Origin of the sequence: Megasphaera sp. DJF_B143, assembly GCF_900320625.1 — a bacterium.
In the GTDB taxonomy this organism is placed as follows: Bacteria; Bacillota; Negativicutes; order Veillonellales; family Megasphaeraceae; genus Megasphaera; species Megasphaera hexanoica.
This window is the reverse complement of the sequence record NZ_ONTA01000258.1, coordinates 1-4,504: the sequence shown is the minus strand read 5'-3', so window position 1 is coordinate 4,504 and position 4,504 is coordinate 1. Positions and strand designations below refer to the sequence as shown.

At 49.7% G+C, this 4,504-nt stretch carries 5 protein-coding genes and 1 pseudogene; all 6 read right to left on the bottom strand.

What is annotated here, in order from left to right; all coding sequences use genetic code 11:
- Positions 1–153: pseudogene (locus DBO31_RS07630) on the bottom strand (30S ribosomal protein S4); the annotation flags it as partial.
- Between the two features lie 92 nt (positions 154–245).
- On the bottom strand, positions 246–818 hold the full coding sequence (locus tag DBO31_RS07625; protein WP_075581316.1) for a histidine phosphatase family protein: 573 nt from the start codon (positions 816–818) through the stop codon (positions 246–248).
- A gap of 98 nt (positions 819–916) precedes the next feature.
- Positions 917–1,291, bottom strand: coding sequence for a desulfoferrodoxin family protein (locus DBO31_RS07620; RefSeq protein ID WP_200817493.1), 375 nt, complete (start codon positions 1,289–1,291; stop codon positions 917–919).
- A gap of 136 nt (positions 1,292–1,427) precedes the next feature.
- Positions 1,428–2,594 carry a cyclopropane-fatty-acyl-phospholipid synthase family protein gene (locus DBO31_RS07615; RefSeq protein ID WP_059075395.1) on the bottom strand — a complete coding sequence of 389 codons (1,167 nt, stop codon included), beginning with the start codon at positions 2,592–2,594 and terminating at the stop codon, positions 1,428–1,430.
- Between the two features lie 42 nt (positions 2,595–2,636).
- The gene (locus DBO31_RS07610; protein WP_059075396.1) at positions 2,637–3,476 is read right to left on the bottom strand and encodes a bifunctional 5,10-methylenetetrahydrofolate dehydrogenase/5,10-methenyltetrahydrofolate cyclohydrolase; all 840 of its coding nucleotides are present in this window, start codon (positions 3,474–3,476) and stop codon (positions 2,637–2,639) included.
- Between the two features lie 14 nt (positions 3,477–3,490).
- A partial coding sequence (locus tag DBO31_RS07605; RefSeq protein ID WP_150824853.1) for a penicillin-binding protein occupies positions 3,491–4,504 on the bottom strand: 1,014 nt, incomplete at its 5' end.

Genomic DNA, 4,504 nt, shown 5'->3' with positions numbered 1-4,504 from the left:
GAGCTTCTGTTTTTCCAGTAACTGTGTACCGTAATCAGACATTTTTTTCTGACGCTGTTCTTTTTTGACGCGTTTTAATGCCTTAGGATGTCCGTACACATTCAGTCCGAACCGGCGACATTCTTTAAAACGCGGGTCTCTCCTCGTTGCCATTTTCTACATCACCTCATAGTTTAAAATAAAATAGGCTGCACACAATGCAGTGATAGTATTTTACCATGAAAGGCCAGTTCTGTCAAATTCCGTTACAGCCGGATTTCTACGATCTGACCGTTGCGGATAGTCGCGCTTTTCCGGAACCGCTTCATATAGTCACGGGGAGAAAGATCCGGTTCCTGCATGACCAGAAGGAGGTTGCGCATAAACTGGGCATGGCTGAAAACGACGATGAACGACTCGGGACGGCCGCGAAGCCGGTCTATGGTCTGGTGGATACGCTGCAGGAGATGCTTGTATGATTCGGCATCGTCGCCGTCCACATAGTCTGGATCCAGATGACGCCAGTAGGCAATGACCCGGGGCCGGCGCTGGGCCGATGTCGTACCGGTACAGGTGCGGGGTGACAGATAGACAAATTCATGGACACAATCCCACGTTTCTACAGGTACATCGGGATAGAGCCGCATGAGCGGAGCTGCCGTCTGCCGGGCCCTCAGGTAAGGGGATGTAATGATAAGCTTCGGTTTGGGGATAATAATGCTGACAGCCCGGGCCTGCTCTTCCCCCAGAGAGGAAAGCGGTATCGTACGATGATCCCGGGTTGCTTCACCCGCATTAGCAGCACTTTCTCCATGACGGACAAACCATATTTTTTTCAAGCCCTTTCCCTCCTAAAAAAATAGGGGCTGCCCCGTAAGACAGCCCCACCTGTTACATAACGCCAGAGACTTCCGCCTTAGGCTCGTGCCTATACTTTCTAAATATCAGCCTTCCATAAGCCATGAAGGTTGCAGTATGCATATACAGTACCCTTATCCACGGCATGGAAATCAGCTTTGGGAGCTTCACCCGGTTTCAGGTACTTAAAGGTCAATTTGCCATCGCATTCCAGGGCAATCCATTCGATGTAATGGTTGTCCAGCATAGGATGTTCTATCGAACCTACGGTCACCTGCAGCATAGCCCCTTCTTTAGCAATTGCCGGTGTATGCTTTTCAGCCGATGCATCTACGGTATTTGCCACAAGATGGGTCATCGGCTGGCCGCAACAGACGAGATTCTTGCCACCGCCGTTTTTGATGACGGCAATGATATTGCCGCATAATTCACATTTATAAAATTCTACTGCCATGTTCATACCTCCTTCTAGAAAAAAGCTTTGTTGACATGAAAAAGTAAATCATACTATTAGTATAGCATACTCAGTTCCCCTTTGTCTCCTGCCATATAGAGGATTGAACAAAATACATTAAAATTTATATTCCAGATTAATACCAACGTGTCATAGGCAGATCGTTGTTCGTCCCTTTGGTAAAGAGCAGCTGATGGACGTCAATATAGCCGATATAAAATGCTACGGCACAACCACAGAGGTATAAGTCCCACATGCGGACGAATTCCATTCCCTTATCGGCAGCTACCTGGTCACGTACCTTCTGGAAATTGTGATACCAACAGCTTAGAGTGCGATAATAATGACGGCGCAGACTTTCCACATCGAGGATCTGGAAATCGCCATCATAAGCCAGCTTCAGGATTTCATAGACTGTCGGCAGTGTGCCGCCGGGGAAGATATACTTGCGCATCCAGGGATTGCTGTTTTTTTCGTCCCGGCCATCAATATAATGGAGAAGGAACAGTCCGCCCGGCTTCAAAATCTGATTGGCAATGGACATATAGCGTTCGTACTGGGAACGGCCTACGTGTTCCAGCATACCGACGCTGACCAGCCGGTCATATTTCAGTCCCTTTTTGGGCAGATCCCGGTAATCCATAAGGTCAATATGGATCTGTCCTTCCAGTCCCAGTTTTTTGATGCGTTCCTGCCCCATGGCCCATTGTTCGTGACTCAGGGTGCAGCCATAACCGGTTACGCCGTATTTTTTGGCTGCTTCTATGAGCAGGAAGCCCCAGCCACATCCGATATCGAGGAGACTCATGCCCTTTTCCAGATGGAGTTTGGATAAAATATAATCTACTTTATTGCGCTGTGCCTGTTCCAGCGTGTCGTCATCATGTTTGAAATAGGCACAGGAATAGCTCAGGGTCGGATCCAGCCAGAGTTTGTAGAAATCATTCCCCAGGTCGTAATGAGAGCATACTTCTTCGCGCTGTGTCGATTTATCTTCTGACGGATAAAGAAGATTGTTGACAGCTGACCGGTCCAGGGAAAACTGGTCGATTTGTTCGAGAATGCATTTTAAGACGACGAACAAATCTCCTTCCACTTCGATATCGCCTTTCATATAGGCTTCGCCCAATGCCAGCGAGGTAGACGTAAGGAGTTCTTTTTTAGGAATATCCTTATGCACCAATACGCGGAACAGGGGTTTGCCCGTCCCTATGGTATAGGTATGGCCGTGCAGTACTACTTCAAAGCAGTACTTGTCAAACCGTTGCAGGTAATAAATGAGGAAATTATCCATAATATGCATGACTAAACACCTTCCATTCTCATCATATTATTTATAATAAACCTAGTCCGTCCATGCACCCCGGCAGACTACGTTTTCCAAAACCATCATAGTCGTAACGGCACCTACGCCACCCGGCACGGGTGTCAGTGCCCCTGCAACCTGGGAAACGCCTTCGAAATCTACATCGCCGACAGTCTTGCCATCGACGCGGTTGATTCCTACGTCAATGACGACAGCTCCCGGTTTGACCATATCGGCCGTTATGAGTCCCGGCGCCCCGGCGGCACTGATCAGAATATCCGCCCGCCGTGCCGCGGCTTTCAGATCATGGGTGCGCGTATGGCAATGAGTAACGGTCGCATTGCGGTTCAGGCAGAGCTGGGCCAGTGGTTTGCCGACGACATTGCTCCGGCCAATGATAACGACATCCTTCCCCGTCAGTGAAATGTGATAATAATCCAGAATGGCCATAACGGCACGGGGTGTACACGGTACAAATCCGGACCTCCCGGAAAACAGGCGGGCAATATTCGTATCGGTCAGTCCATCTACGTCTTTATCGGGACTGATGCAGTTGATGATTCGTGAAGCGTTGAGATGATGCGGCAGGGGCATCATCATGAGAATGCCAAAAATATGTTTCTGCTCATTGAAATGTTCGAGCATGGAAATGATGTCCCGTTCGCTTACCGATTCGGACAAACGGTAAATTTCAGCGGATAATCCGACGTTGCGGGCTACGCGCTGCATCGAAGAGGCATACATCGCCGAGGGCTTATCCTGACCGGCCAGGACGATAGCCAGTTCTGGACGGATATGTTGTTCCTGGAAATCGTAAATTTTGCTCTCTACCCTCTCACGATGAAAGGCTGCTACAGCCTTCCCATCTAACAATAACACAAAAACTCCCCCTTTTAACGCAGGAATGTCACGTGGACATCATCGCCATCCCTGACATATGTACCTGCTTTCGGACTCTGATATACGGCGCGTCCGGCTCCGTTCGGCACAAAGCCAAGCCCGGCTTTGTCCAGCCAGTCATTGACTTCCCGGTTATCCCAGCCAATGAAAGATGGCATGAGGATGCCGTCGTCACTGCGGTGAATTTCCGGCATATGGCGCCGCTGCCCCTTCTCTTCTTGTTTTCGACGTGGCAGCAGATTTTCCTGCCCATGAGATGGACGAATTCCCTTAAATCGTACAATTTCTTCCATAATCTCTTTGAATACAGGTGCCGCTACCTGGGCGCCATAATAGACGCCTGATGGATTATCGACGACGATGAGGACGACAAACTGCGGATCTTCCAACGGCCCAAAGCCGACAAAGGAGCCAATATACTGTCCTTCCGCATAGCCGGTTCCCTCGGCGTTGAGCCTCTGAGCCGTCCCTGTCTTACCGCAGAAATCATACCCGGCAATGTGGGCATTCTGTCCGCCGCCGGAAGAAATTTCTTCTGCCATGATTTTACTGATGGTCTTGCTTACGTCGGCCGAGACAGGCTGACCGACTTCTGTCGGTTCGGCCTTTTTATAAATGGAACCATCGGGATTATCGATTTCTTTGATTACATAGGGCTTCATCATATGGCCGCCATTGGCAATAGCCCCGAAAGCCTGGACCATCTGGAGCGGCGTCACGGCATTGCCCTGGCCGATGCCCATAATCGCTTCATCGACACGGCTCATAGAAGAAGCATCAAACAGGATGCCGGCCCCTTCGCCGGGCAGTTCGATTCCCGTCGGCTGGCCGAAGCCAAAACGCCGGGCATATTCCGTTTCTATGCGGCCGCCCATCTGCATGCCAATATATGCCATGCCGGTATTAATGGAAAATTTCAATATTTCCTTAATGGTGACATTGCCCATGCCTGCATCATCCCAGTTGTGGATGGTCCGGTCATCGACGTCGATATATCCTACGTCATG

Coding starts and splice junctions, on each gene's coding strand:
- DBO31_RS07620 (WP_200817493.1), bottom strand. CDS start 1,291: ATGGCAGTAGAATTTTATAAATGTGAATTATGCGGCAATATCATTGCC.
- DBO31_RS07615 (WP_059075395.1), bottom strand. CDS start 2,594: ATGCATATTATGGATAATTTCCTCATTTATTACCTGCAACGGTTTGAC.